This window comes from Pseudooceanicola profundi, assembly GCF_050897955.1.
Classification (GTDB): Bacteria; Pseudomonadota; Alphaproteobacteria; order Rhodobacterales; family Rhodobacteraceae; genus Pseudooceanicola.
Genome location: NZ_JBPAXZ010000001.1, coordinates 2,622,045 through 2,640,218 on the forward strand (window position 1 = coordinate 2,622,045; position 18,174 = coordinate 2,640,218).

General features: G+C 64.5%; 16 protein-coding genes. 7 read left to right on the plus strand and 9 right to left on the minus strand.

The window, feature by feature from the left end:
* The first annotated feature begins 41 nt into the window (after window positions 1–41).
* The 3 genes from recQ (at window position 42) to ACRARG_RS13330 (ending at window position 4,140) form a co-directional block, all read left to right on the plus strand.
* Window positions 42–2,120, plus strand: a complete 2,079-nt coding sequence (gene recQ / locus ACRARG_RS13320; protein ID WP_432690499.1) for a DNA helicase RecQ — start codon at window positions 42–44, stop codon at window positions 2,118–2,120.
* A gap of 9 nt (window positions 2,121–2,129) precedes the next feature.
* Window positions 2,130–2,915 carry a peroxide stress protein YaaA gene (gene yaaA, locus ACRARG_RS13325; RefSeq protein ID WP_432690500.1) on the plus strand — a complete coding sequence of 262 codons (786 nt, stop codon included), beginning with the start codon at window positions 2,130–2,132 and terminating at the stop codon, window positions 2,913–2,915.
* Window positions 2,916–3,141: 226 nt separating this feature from the next.
* A complete protein-coding gene (locus ACRARG_RS13330) occupies window positions 3,142–4,140 on the plus strand; it encodes a polysaccharide biosynthesis/export family protein (RefSeq protein WP_432690501.1) in 999 nt (332 codons plus the stop codon).
* A 12-nt stretch (window positions 4,141–4,152) separates the two neighbouring features.
* On the opposite strand, the gene rnr is transcribed toward ACRARG_RS13330, so the two are convergent.
* From rnr to ACRARG_RS13350, 4 genes are all read right to left on the minus strand, one after another.
* The gene (rnr, locus tag ACRARG_RS13335; RefSeq protein WP_432690502.1) at window positions 4,153–6,432 is read right to left on the minus strand and encodes a ribonuclease R; all 2,280 of its coding nucleotides are present in this window, start codon (window positions 6,430–6,432) and stop codon (window positions 4,153–4,155) included.
* Between the two features lie 224 nt (window positions 6,433–6,656).
* Window positions 6,657–7,367 (minus strand): TIGR04282 family arsenosugar biosynthesis glycosyltransferase, encoded by a 711-nt coding sequence (locus ACRARG_RS13340; RefSeq protein ID WP_432690503.1) that lies wholly within the window; start codon window positions 7,365–7,367, stop codon window positions 6,657–6,659.
* Window positions 7,368–8,510 (minus strand): succinyl-diaminopimelate desuccinylase, encoded by a 1,143-nt coding sequence (gene dapE / locus ACRARG_RS13345; protein WP_432690504.1) that lies wholly within the window; start codon window positions 8,508–8,510, stop codon window positions 7,368–7,370.
* A gap of 60 nt (window positions 8,511–8,570) precedes the next feature.
* Complete coding sequence (locus ACRARG_RS13350; RefSeq protein ID WP_432690505.1) at window positions 8,571–8,930, minus strand: DUF8846 family protein; 360 nt, start codon at window positions 8,928–8,930, stop codon at window positions 8,571–8,573.
* Window positions 8,931–9,062: 132 nt separating this feature from the next.
* Between ACRARG_RS13350 and ACRARG_RS13355 the strand changes: the two genes are divergently transcribed.
* Window positions 9,063–9,455, plus strand: a complete 393-nt coding sequence (locus ACRARG_RS13355; RefSeq protein WP_432690506.1) for a rhodanese-like domain-containing protein — start codon at window positions 9,063–9,065, stop codon at window positions 9,453–9,455.
* Between the two features lie 55 nt (window positions 9,456–9,510).
* Here ACRARG_RS13355 and ACRARG_RS13360 read toward each other — a convergent pair whose 3' ends face one another.
* Window positions 9,511–9,762 carry a GlsB/YeaQ/YmgE family stress response membrane protein gene (locus ACRARG_RS13360; RefSeq protein WP_432690507.1) on the minus strand — a complete coding sequence of 84 codons (252 nt, stop codon included), beginning with the start codon at window positions 9,760–9,762 and terminating at the stop codon, window positions 9,511–9,513.
* A 225-nt stretch (window positions 9,763–9,987) separates the two neighbouring features.
* On the opposite strand from ACRARG_RS13360, the gene ACRARG_RS13365 reads away from it, so the two are divergent.
* A complete protein-coding gene (locus tag ACRARG_RS13365) occupies window positions 9,988–11,424 on the plus strand; it encodes an alanine/glycine:cation symporter family protein (RefSeq protein ID WP_432690508.1) in 1,437 nt (478 codons plus the stop codon).
* A gap of 155 nt (window positions 11,425–11,579) precedes the next feature.
* Here ACRARG_RS13365 and dapD read toward each other — a convergent pair whose 3' ends face one another.
* Window positions 11,580–12,407 carry a 2,3,4,5-tetrahydropyridine-2,6-dicarboxylate N-succinyltransferase gene (gene dapD, locus ACRARG_RS13370; RefSeq protein ID WP_432690509.1) on the minus strand — a complete coding sequence of 276 codons (828 nt, stop codon included), beginning with the start codon at window positions 12,405–12,407 and terminating at the stop codon, window positions 11,580–11,582.
* A gap of 210 nt (window positions 12,408–12,617) precedes the next feature.
* On the opposite strand from dapD, the gene ACRARG_RS13375 reads away from it, so the two are divergent.
* Window positions 12,618–13,463 carry an LOG family protein gene (locus ACRARG_RS13375; RefSeq protein WP_432690510.1) on the plus strand — a complete coding sequence of 282 codons (846 nt, stop codon included), beginning with the start codon at window positions 12,618–12,620 and terminating at the stop codon, window positions 13,461–13,463.
* A 107-nt stretch (window positions 13,464–13,570) separates the two neighbouring features.
* Here ACRARG_RS13375 and ACRARG_RS13380 read toward each other — a convergent pair whose 3' ends face one another.
* On the minus strand, window positions 13,571–14,926 hold the full coding sequence (locus ACRARG_RS13380) for a uracil-xanthine permease family protein (protein WP_432690511.1): 1,356 nt from the start codon (window positions 14,924–14,926) through the stop codon (window positions 13,571–13,573).
* 191 nt (window positions 14,927–15,117) lie between these two features.
* The gene (gene puuE, locus ACRARG_RS13385; RefSeq protein ID WP_432690512.1) at window positions 15,118–16,545 is read right to left on the minus strand and encodes an allantoinase PuuE; all 1,428 of its coding nucleotides are present in this window, start codon (window positions 16,543–16,545) and stop codon (window positions 15,118–15,120) included.
* 77 nt (window positions 16,546–16,622) lie between these two features.
* Between puuE and uraH the strand changes: the two genes are divergently transcribed.
* Window positions 16,623–16,982 carry a hydroxyisourate hydrolase gene (gene uraH, locus ACRARG_RS13390; protein WP_432690513.1) on the plus strand — a complete coding sequence of 120 codons (360 nt, stop codon included), beginning with the start codon at window positions 16,623–16,625 and terminating at the stop codon, window positions 16,980–16,982.
* A gap of 4 nt (window positions 16,983–16,986) precedes the next feature.
* Here the strand turns inward: uraH and ACRARG_RS13395 are convergent, their stop codons facing one another.
* On the minus strand, window positions 16,987–18,015 hold the full coding sequence (locus tag ACRARG_RS13395) for a Hint domain-containing protein (protein WP_432690514.1): 1,029 nt from the start codon (window positions 18,013–18,015) through the stop codon (window positions 16,987–16,989).
* Between the last annotated feature and the right edge of the window lie 159 nt (window positions 18,016–18,174).

Sequence of the window (18,174 nt, forward strand, 5' to 3'; positions counted from 1 at the left end):
AATCAGGTCGACTAGAGCAGTCATCACGCAATGAGGGGCAGATGAGCCAAGCCATGCGCAGCGTCGCGGCCGGGGGCGATGAGTCGGATGTCGACATCCTCCGACGGATATTCGGCTATGACGCCTTTCGTCCGGGTCAGGCCGAAATCGTCTCGGCGGTGAGTGCCGGTCGCGACGTGCTGGCCATCATGCCCACGGGCGGCGGCAAATCGCTCTGTTTCCAGCTTCCGGCATTGATGCGGCAGGGGGTGACGGTGGTGATCTCTCCTCTCATCGCGCTTATGCGGGATCAGGTGAGGGCGCTCCGGGCCGTGGGTGTGGACGCGCATGCCCTGACCTCCGGCAATACGGAGGAGGAGACGGAGGCGGTCTGGACCGCGATCCGCGAAGCCCGGCTGAAATTGCTCTATCTCGCGCCTGAGCGGCTGGCGTCCGTGCGGACGATGGACATGCTCCAGCGCATTGATGTCTCTCTCATCGCGGTTGATGAGGCGCATTGCGTCAGCCAGTGGGGGCATGATTTCCGCCCCGATTATCTGCGGATCGGCGAATTGCGCGCGGCGCTGGATGTGCCGGTGGCGGCCTTTACCGCGACGGCCGATGCCGAAACCCGGCAGGATATCGTCGACCGCCTGTTTCCCGGCCGCAATCCGGATCTGTTCCTCAAAGGTTTTGACCGGCCGAATCTGCATCTGTCGTTCCAGGCCAAGGACAGTCCGCGCCGGCAAATCCTGGAATTCGTTGCGGCCCGGCGCGGTCGGTCGGGGATCGTGTACTGTGGCACCCGCGCCAAGACGGAAAATCTGGCACAGGGTTTGCGGGAGGCCGGGCATCAGGCGATCCACTACCATGGCGGTATGGACCCCGAAGACCGGCGCGTCGCGGAGACCCGGTTTCAGCAGGAGGACGGGTTGATCGTCGTGGCCACCGTGGCCTTTGGCATGGGGATCGACAAACCGGATATCCGATGGGTCGCGCATGCCGATCTGCCGAAATCGATTGAAGCCTATTATCAGGAGATCGGACGTGCAGGCCGCGATGGCGCGCCGGCCGAAACCCTGACATTGTTCGGCCCCGACGATATCCGGCTGCGTCGCGCCCAGATTGACGAGGGGCTGGCGCCACCGGAACGGCGCGCCGCCGATCACGGACGGCTGAATGCCCTGCTGGGCCTGGCCGAGGCGCTGGACTGCCGCAGGGCGACCCTTCTGGGATACTTCGGAGAGGAGGCCACCGCCTGCGGCAATTGCGATCTCTGCGATCGCCCGGCAGAGGTGTTCGACGGAACCGAACCGGTCCGCAAGGCGCTGTCCGCGATCCTCAGAACAGAGGAATGGTTCGGAGCCGGGCATCTGATCGACATTCTGACCGGCAATCCGACGGAAAAGGTCCGGGCCCGGGGTCACGATCAGCTGCCCACCTACGGCGTCGGTCAGGAGATGAAGCGCGCCGAATGGCAGGCGGTGTTCCGCCAGATGATGGGCCATGACCTGATCCGCCCCAATCCGGACAGGCACGGCGCCCTGACCATGACCGAAGCCGCCCGCCCGATCCTGCGTGGTGAAACGACAATCCGTCTGCGGCGCGACACGATTGCCGCCGCACGGGACCGGCGCAGGGATGCGCGCACCCTGGTGAACGAAGAGGACGAACCCCTGCTCTCTGCGCTCAAGGCGAAACGCCGGGAACTGGCCGAGGCGCAGGGCGTGCCTGCCTACATCATTTTCAATGACCGCACGCTGATCGAAATGGCCGAAACCCGCCCCGGAACACTGGACGAAATGGCCGGCATCTCGGGCGTGGGGGCCAAAAAGCTGGAGACCTACGGCGCTCTGTTTCTGGCCGTTCTGACCGGCAGCACCGAAACCGTTCATCCGCAGCGCCGGAAACTTGCCGGCCGGGCGTCGGGTGGCCTGTACGACAGGCTGCTGGAACTTCAGGCTGATCTGGCCCGTGGGCCTGATGGTTGTGACAAACCGTTGTCCTGCTCTGCCTCGCTGATCGCCAGGGTCGCAGAGCGCCGCCCCGCCGACATGACCTCCATCGAGCAGATCATCGGTGACCGCAGAGCAGAACGGTTCGGCACCGCCTTTCTGGACGCCATCGCGGCGGCGGAGTAGACGGCACATATGCTTATCGTGATATCACCCGCCAAACGGCTGGACTGGACCGCACGTCCGGACCCCATGACCCGCCCCGATTTCCTGGAGGAGGCGAACAGCCTCGCCCGGACGATGCGCAACCGCTCGCTGACAGAGATCAAGCGGCTGATGAGCCTGAGCGACGACCTTGCGCGGCTGAACCGTGACCGGTTCCGGGCATTTTCCGATGATCCGGAGGATGGCGATCTGCGGCCGGCCGTTCTGGCCTTTGCCGGCGATACCTATCAGGGTTTGGATGCGGGCAGCTTCGGGCCCGAAGATCAAGCCTGGGCCGGCGACAGGTTGCGCATCCTGTCGGGCCTCTATGGCCTTCTGCGCCCCTTCGACGGGATCCAGCCCTACCGGCTGGAAATGGGCACCCGCCTGCACACCCGACGCGGCGAGAGCCTCTACGACTACTGGCGTGACATCCCGGCCCGGGCGTTGAACGCGCAGGCCGAGGCGACAGGCACAGGCTGGCTGCTGAACTGTGCGAGCCAGGAATATTTCGGGGCCGTCGACCGTGATCGTCTGAACCTGCAGGTGATTTCCCCGGTCTTTCTGGAGGACCGTGACGGAAAAGGCCGGGTCGTGTCCTTCTTCGCCAAAAAAGCCCGCGGTGCCATGGCGCGCTTTGCGATTACCAATCGCATCACCGATCCGGCCGGGCTCGAGGCATTTGACCTTGGCGGATATCGCTTCGATCCTGAAGGGTCTGCCCCCGGCGCCCCGTGCTTTCGCCGGCCTTATCAGGCGGCGGCTGCGGCAAGCTGACGGATTGGGCTGGATCGAATCTTTAAATACCTATTAAAAACGCGCAGGGTGCGAACTGCCGTGACCCCAGAACTAAGAATATGCAGGGGATAGCCAATTGACGTTTATGAACTGGGGCGGGACCGTCGCTTGTGCGGCCCTGATCGGGCTATCCGGCTGTGCTGAACTGCCCCGTGGCGCAGCATTGCAAAGAGAAGTCCTGAAAGTCGAACAGACTGAGGACTCCTTGGTCGGTGACCAGTTTGCTGTGGCACAGGTGACCCGCGCCAGCATCGCGACCTATGCCGGCTGGCCCCGTACCAGCGAGACCGGCTATCCGTGGATTTCGCGTCGCAAGCAGCCGATGAACCGGATCATCGCACCCGGCGATACGGTCAGCATCACGATCTGGAACACCGAAGATAACGGCCTGCTGACCTCGCTCGAGCAGCGCTCAGCCTCTTTGCAATCTGTCAGGGTGTCGCCCTCGGGCCGGATTTTCCTGCCCTATCTCGAAGAGCTCAAGATTTCCGGAATGAGCCCGGAACATGCCCGCGAGGTCATCCAGCAGAAATACGAAGAGGTGACGCCGTCGGCCCAGGTCCAGCTGGATCTGGAGGAAGGCCGCCAGCGCGAGGTCAGCCTTGTCGGAGGTGTGGCCGCGCCGGGCACCTATCCGATGCCGGATATGGATTACACTCTGATGGCGCTTCTGTCGCAGGGCGGCGGCGCGCAGCCTGCGCTGAACAATCCGCAGGTGCGCCTGCATCGCAACGGCAAGATCTACGGAACCTCGCTGAAACGGCTGTATGAGAATCCGGCCCTCGACACCACGCTGGTCGGCGGCGACAAGGTCATTCTGCAATCGGATGACCGGACGTTCCTGTCCCTTGGCGCCACCGGCAGCGAGGCGCTTCAGAACTTTCCCAAAGATAACCTGACCGCAGCAGAAGCGATTTCCATCGCCGGCGGGGTGTCCGACAACAGGGCGGACCCCAGAGGTATCCTGGTGCTGCGCGAATATCCCGCCCGGACAGTCCGCGCCGACGGCAGCGGCCCGCCAAACGAACGGATGATCTTTGTGGTTGACCTGACCAGCGCCGACGGGCTGTTCAGCGCCGGAAAATTCGAGATCCTGCCGGACGATATCGTCTATGCGACAGAGGCGTCAGTTACCTCTGCCCGCACCGTGCTGGGCCTGATCGGCAGCGTCTTTGGCGTCTTCAACGCGGCGAACAACCTCTGAGGGCGGCGGCGCCTAGCGCCGTTTCCGCTCCAGCTTGCGCTTGACCTTGTCGTCCTTGCGCTTGGCCTTGATCAGCTTGCGCTTGGGCCCGCCCTTGGAATTGCGCGCGCCCGCCCGGCGTGGGCCGCCACGCAGGGGTCCGTGTTCCACCGTTTCGCCGTCGAGAGAGATCAGCTCCAGCATTAGCCCGCCCGTCACCGGGGCGGCCTCCTGCAGCTTCACGGTCACGCGCTGACCGGGGGTGATGATGCGGCCCGTATCGGCCCCCATGAGCGTCGCGGCATCGCGGTCGAAATGGAAATATTCCGCCCCCAGCGACCGGATCGGCACCAGCCCGTCCGCGCCTGTCTCGTCCAGCCGCACAAAGGCGCCGAACCGCGCGACCCCGCTGATCCGGCCCGCGAACTCATGCCCCACCCGTTCCGACAGATAGGCGGCAAGGTAGCGGTCGGTCGTGTCGCGCTCCGCCGTCATCGACCGCCGCTCCGTCTCCGAGATATGCTGGCCGATACTGTCGAGCTCCGCCATCTCCTGCTGGGTCAGCCCGTCCTCGCCCCAGCCATGGGCCGAAATCAGCGAGCGGTGCACGATCAGGTCGGAATAGCGCCGGATGGGCGAGGTGAAATGCGCGTAATTCTGCAGCGCCAGCCCGAAATGGCCGAAGTTCTGCGGCGCGTAATAGGCCTGCGTCATCGACCGCAGGGTCGACATGTTGATCAGCTCCGCATGATCCGTTCCCGCTGCGTCGTTCAACAGCCGGTTCAGATGGGCGGTGCGGATCACCTGCCCCTTGGCCAGGTTCAGCCCGATCGACTGCGCCGTATCCCGCAGGCTCTCCATCTTATCCACCGGCGGCTCTTCATGCACGCGGAAGAGCAGGGGAGATTTCTTGGCCACCAGCGTCTCTGCCGCGGCGACGTTGGCCAGCACCATGAACTCCTCAATGAGCTTATGCGCATCAAGGCGGTCGCGGAAATTGACCGACAGCACCTCCCCCTCGTCCGACAGGATGATCTTCCGCTCCGGCAGATCCAGATCGAGCGGCTGCCGCCGTTCCCGCGCGGCCTTCAGCGCGGCATAGGCAACGTAAAGCGGTGTGATCACCGTCTCCATCAGCGGCCCGGTCTTGTCGTTCGGGTGGCCGTCCACCGCCGCCTGCACCTCTTCATAGGCGAGCGAGGCAGCAGACCGCATGAGACCACGGTGGAAGCTGTGCCCCAGCTTCACGCCCGCCGGGTCAATCCGCATCCGTACCGCAAGGCAGGGGCGCGGTACGCCCTCGTGCAGGGAACAGAGGTCGCCTGACAGCCGGTCCGGCAGCATCGGCACCACGCGGTCCGGGAAATAGGTGGAATTGCCGCGCCGGCGGGCCTCCCGGTCCAGCTCCGACCCTGGCCGCACGTAATGCGCCACATCGGCAATGGCCACCCAGATCACCCAGCCGCCGGGGTTCTTGGGGTCCTCGTCGGGCTCCACGAAACAGGCGTCATCATGGTCGCGCGCATCGGAAGGGTCGATGGTGACAAAGGGCAGATCGCGCAGATCCTCGCGTCCCTTCAGCCCGGCGGGCTTGGCCCGGTCGGCCTCTGCGATGACATCGTCGGGGAAGTCATCGGGAATGCCATGCTGATGGATGGCGATCAGCGACACCGCCTTGGGGGCAGAGGGATCGCCCAGCCGGTTGACCACCCGCGCCTTGGGCAGACCCATGCGCGCCTTGGGGCCGGCCTGTTCGGCCTCTACCAGTTCACCGTCCTTGGCGCCGTGCGTCGCCCCGGCGGGCACCATCCATTCCAGATCCTGCCCCTTGTCGATGGGCACGACCCGCCCGCCTTCGGAGCCAGCGCGAAACACACCCAGAATACGCTTCGGATTATGCCCGATCCGTCGGATCAGCCGCCCCTCGTAATCCGGGCCATGCCCCAGCAGGCTGACCCGCGCGAGGATACGGTCCCCGGCCCCGAGCGCCGGGTCGGAATTGCGCAGCACCAGCCGCACCACAGGCTCATCGCCCTCGCCCTGCCATTCCAGCGGCTTGGCTGTCAGATCGCCGTCCCGATCCGGCCCGTTGACCTGCAGCACCGAAACCGGCGGCAGCCGGTCGGGGTCGCGATAGGTCTTCTTGCGCTTCTCCAGATGCCCCTCATCCTCCAGCTCCCGCAGCAGGCGCTTGAGGTCGATCCGGGCCGCGCCTTTGATCCCAAAGGCCTTGGCAATGTCGCGCTTGGCCGAGAGGCCGGGATTGTCGGAGATCCATTGGAGGATCTCATCCTTGGTGGGGATCTGTGTCATGCGTTTGGCGTAGCACTTCGCGAAGGGGCCGTCACATGGAAAGCCACAGTGGGGACATCCGGACCTGCGGATAAGCACAATTGACCGCGATGACCGATCGGGGTCCGGTGGGCTCATCTGCCGGAGCGCCCGGATGACAGACCTCCTGACCCTTCCCGTCCTTGCCTGCGCGACGACCGCGATCTTCCTCATCGGCGTCTTAAAGGGGGGCTTTTGGGGGGCGGCTACCTCTGAAGATCGGCGGCCGTGTCGACATCGGCGAGCGTGTCGGTCATCGCCACCCGCAGGCCCGTCATGGAGCGGAGCGTGTCGGCGCGGGCCTCCGCAGTGGACCATCGGACATCGCGCAGGAACCCGGCGGGCGGCATGACACCCGGCCCCAGCCCGATCAGCCAGTAACCGCCATCTGGCGCCGGGCCGATCACCGCATCATGCCCGCCGAGCCGGGCAAAGGCCCGGGCGATATGGCCGCGGTTAATGCCGGGAATGTCGGAGCCGATGAGGCATACCGGGCTCGGCCCGACATATAAGGTCCGTCCCGCCCGGCGGGAACCGCCGGGCCGCGCCGACCCGCCCCCCCGGGGCGGCGCGATTGCGCCACCCCGCGGGCCGGCGCGCCCCTCGTCCCGACGCTCGGGTGGCGCTTTGACAGTGTTGCGCCCCAACAGCCGCCCCATCCGGTCGCCCAGATCCCCCAGCCCCTGCGCCACCCGTGCCAGATCACGCGGCCAGACCCCCGACCCAACCGCCCTGTCAGGCGCCACCGCCAGCACAATCTCCCACCGGGGATCGCGCAACCGTCGCAGCAGGCGCGCCACCTGGTGCCGCATCCACCAGGCCGCCGCGACCATGCCGATCTCCCGCCCCAACCGGGTCTTCACCCGACCGGCGCGCGGCTCTTTCACCATGATGATCAGCAGGGGCCGGGCCGCCATTCAGGCGAAGTAATCCCGAAGGATCCGCCCGTAAATCGCCTTCAGCTGGTGGATCTGCGCGATCTCAACCCGTTCGTCCACCGCATGCATCCGGTGGCCGACCAGGCCAAATTCCACCACCGGGCAATGGTCCTTCACGAAGCGCGCATCCGAGGTCCCGCCAGAAGTCGACAGCTCCGGCTGCACCCCCGTCTCCGCCTTCACGGCCCGCCCGATCACATCCGACAGTGGCCCCGGCGGCGTCAGGAAGCTCTCGCCCGAAACCTTCACCTTCACGGCGATCTTCACCCCGAAGGCCTCCGCCACACTGGCGGCTTCCGCCTCCAGCCAGCCGGTCAGGCTGGCCCCGGTATGCTGATCCGAGAAGCGGATGTTCACCGTGGCGCGACACTGCGCCGGGATCACGTTGGTCGCCGGATTGCCAGTATCCATCGTCACGATCGCCAGCGTCGAGGCATCGAAATGATCCGTGCCCCGGTCCAGCTCATGTGAGGCGAGCCGGTCCATCAGCCGCGCCAGCGCGGGCAGGGGGTTCCTGGCGCGGTGCGGATAGGCGGAATGACCTTGCACACCCGTTACTTCGAACCAGGCTGTGAGCGACCCGCGCCGGCCGATCTTCATCATCTCGCCCATCGTGTTGGGGGAGGTCGGCTCTCCGACCAGGCAATCCGTCATCGCCTCCCCGGCGCCCTTCATCCAGTCGAGCAGCGCCACGGTCCCATCCGTCGCATCGCCCTCTTCATCCCCGGTGATGGCGAGGATCACCGCCCCGTCCGGCGGCGTGTCGGTCACGAAATCCACCGCTGCCGCCGCAAAGGCCGCAACGCCCGATTTCATATCCGTGGCGCCGCGCCCCCAGAGATACCCGTCCTTCTGCACCGCGCCAAAAGGCGGCACGGTCCAGGCGGCCTCGTCCCCTACAGGCACCACATCGGTATGGCCGTTGAACCCGAACGACCGGTTCGCCCCCTTCCGCCCCCAGCGGGCAAAGAGGTTTGAGGTCCCGTTCCGGTCCACCCGCGTGCAGTCGAATCCGGCGCCGGACAGCAAGTCCTCCAGCAACACGAGCGCCCCGCCTTCCTCCGGCGTGACAGAGGGGCAGCGGACCAGCGCGGCGGTCAGGTCTACGGGATCGATGGGCATGGGCAGTCTCCGGGTCTTTTGCCCATGGCTAGACCCAAGCGCGGCAAAGCGCAAATGGCCTCAGCCCTTCGCCTCGTCATAGAAGGGCGTGACCTGCGCCACGATCACGGCATTCTCTTCCAGCGCCCGCTCCATCAGCGCGCGCTCTTCCTCCGGAATATCGTGCCCTTCGGCCAGACGTTCCTCCAAAGTGCCGTAGCCCGAGACATCCAGCGGCGCCATTTCCGCCTGCTTGAGGATCGCGACGGTTTCCCGCACCGCCTCTGCCTCATCGACGCCGGAGGCATAGCACATCAGCGCAGCACCCGTGCTGTCCTTGGGTAGGCCGTCGCCTTTGGACCGGCCGACCTCCACCAACAGGGTAAAGACCTGCTGCTTGCGCGGCTTGGCGGCTTTTTCGGGCTTGTCGGACTTGGACATGGACATCTCCGGAGGCACTAGCGGCGGGTTACGGTGTTCCGGCCCGCCACGCAATGCCGCAGTGACCATCGCGGGGCTGGCAGAGCGCCCCGGCCTGTGCTTCGATACCCCCGAACTGCAGGGAGGCAGGTGATGAAACGCATCAAGGACATGGTGGCCGAGGCCAATGAGGTGGTGGACCACGCCCCGGCGACGGAAATGATGGCGCTGCACGGGCAGGAGGGCGTCACTTTCGTCGACCTGCGCGACCCGAGGGAGCTGGAGCGTGACGGCATGATCCCCGGCGCCTTCCATTGCCCGCGCGGCATGCTGGAATTCTGGATCGATCCGGAAAGCCCCTATGCCAAGCCGCAGTTCCAGTCGGGCCACCGGTTCGTCTTCTACTGCGCCTCCGGCTGGCGCTCTGCTCTGTCGGCCCGGACGGCGCAGGAGATGGGGCTGGAGAATGTCAGCCATATCACCGACGGCTTCGGCGGCTGGAAGAAAAGCGGCGGCCCGGTGGGGGAGAAGCCGGTGAAGAAATAGGCAATACAAAAAGGCCGGGGACAATCCCCGGCCTTTTTTTCGTCTGCCGTTCAGATCAGGCCCGGCGCACCGCGCGGTAGCCGCCGATCAGCAGGCAGGCCCCGATCACACCGATGATCAGCTGACCGATCCAGCCGCCGAGGGTGGAGCCAACCACCGCCATCAGAATAAAGTTCAGAACCAGCGCGCCGAGGATCCCCAGCACGATATTCGTCAGCAGACCGTGATCGGCATGCATGATTTTTTCGGCGATCCAGCCCGCCAGCGCGCCGACGATGATCGCGGCGATCCATCCAAGTCCTTCCATCTTCCGTCTCCGTCCAGTTTGAGGGTGTTGCAGGCACAACCGATCCGGCAAGCCCGCGGTTCCGGTGCGAAGTTACGAAAACGTCACAAAAAATTTGCCAGACATGTACTTTTCGGCCAACCCTAGGGTGGGGGCCAACCCTTGGTTGTGTCCGCCGCCATCGTCACACGGTGGGTGCGGGCCGGTTTGGGCGCTTCACCGAAAAATAACCACAGGGACAGACTGATGGGTTTTCTAGACACCATTTTCAACGCGATCAACGATCTGACATGGGGCTGGGCGCTGATCCCGTTCCTTGTTGTGCTGGGTCTCTTTTTCACCGCGGCGAGCGGCTTTGTGCAGTTCCGATTCTTCAAGCGCATGTTCAAGGTGCTGAAGGGCGATCCGGATGCCGATCCGTCCAAGATCAGCGCCCGGGCGGCGCTTTTCGTATCGGTCGGCGGCCGGGTTGGTGGTGGCAATATCGCGGGCGTCGCGGTTGCAATCACGGCCGGCGGACCCGGAGCGGTCTTCTGGATGTGGGCCATTGCGCTGATCGGCATGTGTTCCGCCCTGATCGAGGCGACGCTGGCGCAGCTCTTCAAACGCACGACCGCCGAGGGCGATTATCGCGGTGGTCCGGCACGTGCGATCATCCACGGGCTGGGCGAGAATTACCGCTGGCTGGCCGTGATCTATTCCGTCTGTCTGATTGCCTCTTTCGCCATCGGTTTCAACGCCTTCCAGGGAAATACCGTTGCAGGCGCTGCGCTGGACAGCATGGCCATTCCGCGGCTCTGGACCGGGGTCGTTCTGGCGGCGGTCACGGGCATCATCGTTTTCGGCGGGATCCACCGGATCGCCAAGGCGGCGGATGTCGTGGTGCCGGTCATGGCGGTGGGTTACCTCGCCATGGCGGTTCTGATCATTGTGATCAACATCGCCTCCCTGCCCGGGGTCATCATCGAGATCGTCGCCAATGCCTTTGGCCTGCGTGAAGCGGTTGCGGGCGGCATGGGCGCGGCCATCGCGCAGGGCCTGCGCCGCGGCCTCTTTTCCAACGAGGCGGGGCTGGGCTCCGCGCCCAACGTGGCGGCCACGGCCTATGTGCGCCACCCGGTGAGCCAGGGCATCACGCAGAGCTTTTCGGTCTTTATCGACACGATCATCATCTGCTCCTGCACGGCCTTCGTGATCCTGCTGGGCGATGTCTACGTGCCGGGAGCCGAGGGTGTCGACGGCGTGGCGCTGACTCAGCAGAGCATGGTCGACCATGTCGGCGGCTGGGCCCAGTACTACCTGACGGCGGCGATCTTCCTCTTCAGCTTCTCTTCCATCATGTACAATTACTACCTGGGTGAGAATGCGCTGAGCTTCCTGACTCCGAACCCGATGGCGCTGAACGTGCTGCGGGTGGCGATTATGGGCATCGTTTTCCTGGGCGCGGTGGCGCCGGGGGCAACCTTTGTCTTCAGTTTCTCCGACCCGATGATGGGGATCCTGGCGGTGGTCAACCTGCTGGCGCTGATGATGCTCTTCCCGGTGGCGCTGCGGGTGATCAACGACTACCGCGCGCAGCTGGCGTCGGGGGTGAAACGGCCGGTCTTCGACCCGGCGGCCTTCCCCGATCTCGACACGGATGTAACGGCCTGGCCGGACGCCGCGAGAACCCCGGCGGAGTGATCCAAAGGAACGCGGGGCCCGATGGGCCCCGCGTGCACGATTATTCGGGATTTGAGGGGCGCTGCCCCTCTTGAGCCTGCGGCTCAATTCACCCAAGCAGAAACGCGCAGCGTTTCGCGTTGCCTTGGGATATTTTCGGCAAGAAAAATGGGGGGTCAGTCCCGAAGCAGTTCGTTGACCCCGGTTTTAGAGCGGGTTTTCTCGTCGACGCGTTTCACGATCACGGCGCAGTAGAGGTTCACGCCGTTCTTCGAGGGCATGGAGCCGGAGACGACCACCGAATAGGGCGGGACCTCGCCATACATGACCTCACCGGTCTCCCGGTCGACGATCTTGGTGGACTGGCCGAGGAAGACACCCATGCCGAGGACGGAGCCTTCGCGGACGATCACGCCCTCGACCACCTCGGAACGGGCCCCGATGAAGCAGTTGTCCTCGATGATGGTGGGGCCGGCCTGCATCGGCTCCAGCACGCCGCCGATGCCAACGCCGCCCGAGAGGTGCACACCCTTGCCGATCTGCGCGCAGGAGCCGACGGTGGCCCAGGTGTCGACCATCGTGCCTTCATCGACATAAGCGCCGAGGTTCACGAAGGAAGGCATGAGCACCACGTTTTTGGCGATATAGGCAGAGCGGCGGACGACGCAGTTCGGCACCGCGCGGAAACCCGCGGCCTTCCACTGGTTTTCGCCCCAGCCTGCGAATTTGCTGTCGACCTTGTCCCACCAGCCGCTACCCTGCGGGCCGCCGGACTGTTCTTCCATATCCTTCAGGCGGAAGCCGAGCAGAACGGCCTTCTTGGCCCACTGGTTCACGTGCCAGGAGCCGTCGGCCTGCTTTTCAGCCACACGCAACGCGCCGCTGTCGAGCGCATTGAGCGTATCTTCGATCGCCTCGCGGGTCTCGCCGGTCGTCGCGGGGGTGATCTGGTCGCGCGCCTCCCAGGCGGTTTCGATGGCGGTTTCGAGCTGTGCATTGGACATGGGGCCGGTCCTCTTCTGGTCGGAAGCCCCGGTCGCGGGGCGGAAAGCTGTCGCAGGGCTTAGACACGAAAGCGGCGGCCCGTGCAATCATGCGTGCAATCATCCGGGCAATCCCTGTCCCGGCGCGAATCCCGTCAGCGGGGCATGGTGATGACCGCCACAACAGGGTACACCGATCCGGACCGGGAGACCGGACCCAAAGGAGCCGCAATGACCGAAGACCGCCACTCGCCCTTCCGTGACGCCCATACCGACATCCGTACCGCGCATGATGTGCCCGATACCGCTCAGACCCGTGCGCCCGCCTACCGGCTGGCCTTTGCCGATGACGACTTCCTCTGCCGGGACGAGCTGCGTCCGGTGCGCCTGCAGCTGGAACTGCTGAAACCGCAGATGGTCATGGACGAACGCGGGATCAGCTCCACCGTCGTGCTCTTTGGCGGCGCCCGTATCCCCGACCCGGCCCATAAGGACAGGGCCAAGACCAAGACCCTGGCCGAGCTCACGAAATTCTATGACGAGGCGCGCACGCTGGCCAGGCTGGTCACCGAACGCTCGCTCGAATCCTACGGCCGCGAATGGGTGGTGGCGACCGGCGGTGGTCCGGGCGTGATGGAGGCGGGCAACCGCGGCGCCGATGATGCCGGAGGCCAGTCCATCGGCCTCAACATCGTGCTTCCGCACGAACAGGCGCCCAACGAATGGGTGACGCCCGACCTCTGTTTCAACTTCCACTATTTCGCGATCCGGAAGATGCATTTCCTGATGCGCGCCCGTGCGATCTGCGTCTTCCCCGGCGGGTTTGGCACGCTGGATGAGATGTTCGAAGCGCTGACCCTGATTCAGACCGGTCGGATGGAACGCGTGCCCTTCCTGCTCTTCGGTCGCGACTTCTGGGAAAAGATCATCAACTGGGAGGCCCTGGCCGACGCCGGCACCATTGCCCGCGACGATCTCGACCTCTTCCGGATTGTCGAAACGGCCGAAGAGGCCCTGCAGGCCATCGACACCTGGGCTGATGCGGGCAGCAAGCGGGACGACATCCCGGGGCGCTGATCCCCTTCATCTTTCCGAAAATACTCCCGCCGGAGGCACGGAGGGCGGCCCGAAGGCCGCCCTCACATCATGTCTTGCGCCCTGCAAGGGCGCGCCTTTGGATCAGCTCAATCCAGCTCTTCCGGCAACAGCAGGTTCAGCACGATGGACAGGCCCGCCGCCGGCAGCAGGCCGGAGGTCAACAGGATCTGCGCTGTCTTGGGCAGGTGCTGCAGCGCCGTTGGCTCCAGCTGCAGGCCAAACCCGACCGACAGGGAAATCGCGAAAATCACCATGTTGCGACGGTTCCAGACGACCTCGGACAGCATGTTCACCCCGGCCGCCGCTACCATGCCGAACATCACGATCACAGCGCCGCCCAGCACGTTGATCGGGATCGTCGAGACCAGCGCGCCAAATTTCGGCACCAGGCCGCAGACGATCAGGAAAATCGCACCGATCGTCACCACACCGCGGCTCATCACCTTGGTCATGGAGATCAGGCCGACGTTCTGGCTGAAGGAGGTATTGGGCAAGCCGCCGAACACCCCGGCAATGGCGGTGCCCAGGCCATCCGCAAAGGTCGCGCCGGAGATCTCTTTGTCGGTCGCTTCCCGGTCGGCCCCGCCTTTGGTGATGCCGGAGACGTCCCCCACGGTTTCGATGGCCGAGATGATGGCCATGAAACACATGCCGAGAATGATCGCCAGATTAAAGTCCACGCCCCATTTGAAGGGCATCGGCAGGTCGAAAATGGCAGCTCTTCCGACATTTGCGAAATTCACCTGCCCCATCAGCAGCGCCACGACATAGCCCGCGACCAGCCCGACCAGCACCGCCGCCACTGACAGCAGCCCGGAGGAAAAGAAGCTCAGGATCAGCGACACAACGATCACCACAAGCGCCGGAAGCCACATGGCCAGCGATCCGAATTCCGGCTTGCCCAGCAGCGGCACACCGCCCGCGGCATACTGGATACCGACCTTCAGCAGCGCCAGCCCGATCATCAGAACGATCAGCCCGGTCACCAGCGGAGGCAGGGCGAAGCGCAGCTTGCCGATGAAGGTGCCAAGGCAGAAGTGGAAGATGCCGCCAATCAGAACACCCGTCATCAGCCCGGCCATCGCATCCGGCCCCTGGCCCGCAACCGCCGGGATCATCACCGGCAGAAAGGCAAAGGAGGTGCCCTGGACAATAGGCAGGCGTGCCCCCACCGGACCAATGCCGATCGACTGGAACAGCGTCGCCACACCGGCAAAGAGCATCGCCATCTGGATCATGTAGGTCATGTCCGGAAAACCGAGCGCCCCCTGATCCGATCCAAAGCCGAACCCGGCCGCGCCAGCAACGATGATCGACGGCGTCACGTTGGAGGCGAACATTGCCAGCACGTGCTGGATGCCCAGCGGCACTGCCTTGCCGATGGGCGGCATGTAATTCGGGTCGCGAAGCTGTTCCGGCGTGCCCAGTGAAGTATCAGTCATTGTCCCAGGTCCCTTGCTTGGCCGCTATGCGGCAGCCCCGCCTCTGTTGGGCGGGTCATGTTGATCCTAGGACGGAAGCGCGGTGCGTCGGAAAGGAATTTTGCCCCGGGCGATGCGGGTGACGACGCGGCAGGCCCCGAGCGCTGCAAATTTTGTCGCCGCCGGGCAGGACGCCCCTTATCGCGTCTCGGTCAGTGATCAGGCAGAAGCGCCGAAAGCCGGTGATAGGCGATCCGTTCGACCTGACGGCAGGCCTCCGCGAATTCCTCTTCTGTCGCATGGGCGACGCGGTCCCGAAACGCCGTGAGGATGCTGGCCTTGGAATGGTCCTTCACCGCGATGATGAAGGGAAAGCCGTGTTTTGCCACATACTCCGCATTCAGCGCCTCAAACGCCGCCCGCTCGTCATCCGTCAGCGCATCCAGCCCGGCAGAGGCCTGTTCCGCCGTGCTCTCCGCCGTCAGCCGCTTGGCCGCCGCCAGCTTGCCCGCCAGGTCCGGATGCGCCGTCAGCACGCCCATCCGCTCCTCCGCGCTGGCGGACCGGAAGATCCGCGCAAGAGCATTGGCCAGCCCCTTGGCCCGGTCATGTACCGGCCCCAGCTCCAGCCCATGGGCGCGTTCCGCGATCCAGGGGGAATGCTCATAGATCGACCCGAAGGCGTCCAGAAAGGCGGGCAGCTCCATCTGCGAGGGCACAAGCGCCGGCACTTCAGGTGGATGCGCATAGGTCCAGTGCCGGGCAATATCGCAGCGGCGGGCGAACCAGACACCCTCATGCCCCTGCGCATACTCCAGGAACCGCTTCAGCCCCTCGATCCGCCCCGGACGGCCCAACAACCGGCAATGCATGCCCACGGACATCATCTTGGCCGCGCCCTCCTGCCCCTCGCGGTAGAGCGCATCAAACGTGTCCTTGAGATAGGTGAAGAATGCATCCCCGGTGGAGAACCCGGCAGGTACGGCAAAGCGCATGTCATTGGCGTCCATCGTGTAGGGGATGACCAGCTGATGCCGGTCCGTCCCCTCCACGGGCAGCCAGTAGGGCAGGTCGTCGTCAATCGTGTCCGACACCCAGTCAAAGCCCATCTCGGCCGCCAGTCGCACCGTATTCATGGAACAGCGCCCGGTATACCAGCCGCTGGGCCGCTCCCCCACGACCTCCGTATGCAGCCGCACGGCCTCTTCCATCTGACGCCGCTCTTCCGCCGGATCCATGTCCTTATGTTCGATCCATTTCAGCCCGTGAGAGGCGATCTCCCACCCGGCTTCCTGCATGGCCCAAACCTGTTCCGGGCCCCGCGCCAGCGCCGTGGTCACGCCATAGACGGTCAGCGGGATGCCCATATGGGTGAACAGCCGGTGCAGCCGCCAGAATCCGGCCCGCGCCCCGTATTCATAGACCGATTCCATGTTCCAGTGCCGCTGCCCGGGCCAAGGTGCAGCGCCGATGATCTCCGACAGAAAGGCTTCCGAGGCCGCATCGCCATGCAGCAGATTGTTCTCCCCGCCTTCCTCGTAATTCATCACCATGGAAATCGCGATCCGCGCATCCCCGGGCCATTTGGCATCCGGCGGATTGGGGCCGTAACCGATCATATTGCGGGGGTAGCGATCCATCGTCTTGTCTCCTGCGGCGGCTCGGGGCAATCTCAATCCCCGGACGCCCCCGTTTCAACCCCTATTCGGAGAATGCGATGCCCTCAGGCTACCTGACCACCCATGTCCTTGATACCGCGCTTGGAATTCCGGCGGAGGGTGTGAAGATCGCGCTGTATTCCGTCTCGGGGAATTCCCATCGCAAGATCGCGGAGGCCGTGACAAACGCCGATGGCCGGACCGATACGCCAATTCTGCCAGCCGACACGTTCCGCACCGGAACGTTCGAGCTTGTTTTCTTCGCGGGCGACTATCTTCGCGCCAGCGGTCAGGACCTGGCAGAGCCCCTGTTTCTGGACCAGATTCCACTCCGGTTCGGGATCTCGGATGTGGACGCCCATTATCACGTGCCGCTGCTGCTCTCTCCCTACAGCTATTCGACCTATCGGGGCAGCTAAGCTGTCAGGCGACCCGTTTGTCTTCGGCAGGGGCGGCCGGGGCGACAGGACTGTCGGCCTGCAAAAGCGCGGCTATCGCCGCCTGCATACGCAGAAATGGCATGGCCCGGGCCGGGGCAGGACCCATTATTCCCCGCACCAGCCCGCGGGCATGTTCCGGCAGCTGGGCCATCGCGCTGGGCCCTGGCCAGAAACTTTCGCAGGGATGGCCTTCGGCGATCAGCACAGAATGACTGGCCAGCACGATATGCACCAGCTTTGGCACCTGACGTGTCTTCAGCAGCCCGATCCGGGGCAGAACGGTCAGGGCGCGTGCCGGCACCAGCGCGCCCAGAGCAGGGACATAGACCCGATGCTGCGGCGACAGGACCAGATCATGCCGGGGCATGGCACGGCCAAAGGCGCCGGCACGTATCCGCACGGGCAGGGTATCGGCCCCCTCTGCCGGGGGCGCATCGGTCGTCAGGACAAGCTCTATCCGCCCGCGCCCGCCATCGGCCAGAACCGCGACATCGCCGACGCGCAGATCCCGCGCCCTCACCTGGCCGCGCTCTGTCAGGATACGGGTCTGGGGCGCAAAGCAGGCTGGCGACGAGGTCGAATAGGCATAGGTCCCTGACACGCCATCTGACCGCCCGACGACAGTGAGCGGTTCTCCAAAAGGCGGGTTTGCCCCCTGAATGATAAAGCCCACGATATTATAGGCATCGCCGTCGGCCGAAACGAACTGAAGCACATAGTCATTGCCCAGGCTGTCACGCACGACAATTTCATATTCAGACTCGATTATCGTTCCGGCGCTATATGGCGTGCCGTTCAGCGTCTGCCCCGTCGTGAGGGTCTGCCCCAGATCGTCATCGTCGAAATAGCTGTCGTCATCTTCGACCGAAATGGACTGTTCCGTGGCCCCATCGGCAATGGTCACATGGCTGCTGCCGAGGTCGAACTGGTAGCCGCCATTGTCAGAGAACCCGTCCGGATCATCCGTCGAGATTGTCGACAAGTCAAAGAACTGGAGACTTTGCGTCGCCATGCAGCTGCTCTACCCCGGTGCCGATATTACGGCGATGCTCCTTTTCGGAGCTTTGTAACAAAGGGTTTTACAGCAAATGCTTAAAGAGTTCCAACAAATACGAAACGCCCGCATGCGACATGCGGGCGTACCGGTCTGAATGTATACAGCTTCAGTGGT